Source organism: Roseateles sp. P5_B10 (assembly GCF_056400485.1).
The window spans coordinates 1-1,899 of record NZ_JBFULE010000933.1 but is presented as its reverse complement, the minus strand read 5'-3'; the positions used below and the strand labels follow the sequence as shown (position 1 = coordinate 1,899).

Annotated in this window: 2 protein-coding genes; both read left to right on the top strand. The window is 71.1% G+C overall.

What is annotated here, in order from left to right; genetic code table 11:
• Positions 1-984: DUF4982 domain-containing protein (locus AC1DU6_RS29415; protein ID WP_477861525.1), on the top strand; the 984-nt coding region annotated here is incomplete at its 5' end.
• 63 nt (positions 985-1,047) lie between these two features.
• Positions 1,048-1,899, top strand: an 852-nt coding sequence (locus AC1DU6_RS29410; protein ID WP_477861523.1) for a tryptophan 7-halogenase, incomplete at its 3' end; no start/stop codon positions are given.

The following is a 1,899-nucleotide window of genomic DNA, read 5'->3' as shown; positions in this document are numbered from 1 at the left end:
GAAGGCCAGCCCATCGACGTGCGCGTCTACGCCAACACCGACGAAGTGGAACTGCTGCTGAACGGCAGCTCGCTCGGCCGCAAGCCGCTGGCGCGCTACGCCCATCTGCAGTGGAGCGTGCCCTACGCGCCGGGCAGCCTGACGGCGCGCGGCTACCAGGCCGGCAAGCTGGTCGTGACCGAGACCGTGACCACCACCGGCGACGGMAGCGCCGTGCGGCTGACGGCGGACCGCGCACGCATCCGCGCCGATGGCGACGACGTGGCGGTGGTGCGTGTCAGCGTCGTCGACCGTGAAGGCCGCGTCGTTCCCACCGCCAACCAGCGCCTCAGCTTCGAGGTTTCAGGCCCCGCGCGGTTGATCGGCATGGGCAACGGCGACCCGGGTTCTCACGAGGCCGACAAGCCGGCCGAGTTCCATCGCTACGCCGCGCTCGGCCACTGGCGCCTGCAAGGCGTGGCACGTTCGGAAGACGCCGCGGCATTGCTGGCCGGTGCCGGCGAGGCCAAGGGGCGTGACCCCTTCGCCTGGGTGCCCGCCGACGCGCAACCGGCCGACAGCGCCTGGAACGTGGTGCATGCCAGCTTTGCGCGCCCGCCTGCGACGGCAAGACGCGCATCGCTGTTCGTGGGCGACATCGCACCCGGTGTGCAGGTGTACCTGAATGGCCGCCCGGTGACGCCGCGGCCCGAGGAAGGCATGGGCGTGATCGACCTCGACCCGGCGCAGTTGAACGATAGCAACACGCTCAGCCTGGTCTTCGCCACGCCAGCCGGTGGCACGCGCAAGCTCTTCGACGACGCCCAGGGCGGCCGTCGCTGGGCGACGCTGCGCACGTCCACCGCCGCCGGGCCATGGCAGCGCAGCGTGTTCAACGGCCAAGCGCAGGTGATCCTGCAATCCACCGGCGGCCCGGGCCGCGCCACGCTGCGCGCCCGCGGCGACGGCCTGGACCTGGGCAGCCTGACCCTCGACGCCTTCTGAGCCGCGCCATCTGCGACCCCACCGCCCATCTGGAACCGGCAAGCTGAACCCAAAGAGCCCCTCATGACCCAGACCTTCAATCGCATCGTCATCGTGGGCGGGGGCACCGCAGGCTGGATGACCGCCGCCGCCATCGCTACCGGCCTGAAGGGGCGCTGCACGGTGGAGGTGGTGGAGTCCGAGGAGATCGGCATCATCGGCGTCGGCGAGGCGACCTTCCCGTCCATCCGCAACTACAACCGGCTGATCGGCGTCGACGAGGCCGAATTCCTGCGCGCCACGCACGGCACCTACAAGCTGGGGATCGAGTTCCGCGACTGGCGGGTGCAGGGCGAACGCTACTTCCACACCTTCGGCGACTTCGGCGAGATGCAGGGGCCGCACGCGCTGTGGGGCCAGTACCGGCGCCTGGCCGACCCGGCGCTCGGCGGGCTTGGCGAGCAATGCCTGCCCACCGTCATGGCCATGCAGGGGCGCTTCGTGCCGCCCGACGACGAGGGCCGCGCACCCTACAAGTACGCCTATCACTTCGATGCCACCCTCTATGCCGGCTTCCTGCGCCGCCTGGCCTTCGGCCGTGGCGCCCGCCGCACCGACGGGCGCATCGTCGGCGTCACGCGGCGCGCCGACGGCGGCGTTCACAGCCTCAGGCTGGCCGATGGCCGCGAGATCGAAGGCGACCTCTTCATCGACTGCTCCGGCTTCGGCTCGCTGCTGCTGGGCAAAACGCTGGAAGAACCCTTCGTCGACTTCAGCCGCTGGCTGCCGGTGGACAGCGCCTGGGCGTGCCCCTGCGAGCGCACCGGCACGGCGCTGACGCCCTACACCTTCGTCGACTTCAGCCGCTGGCTGCCGGTGGACAGCGCCTGGGCGTGCCCCTGCGAGCGCACCGGCACGGCGCTGACGCCCTACACC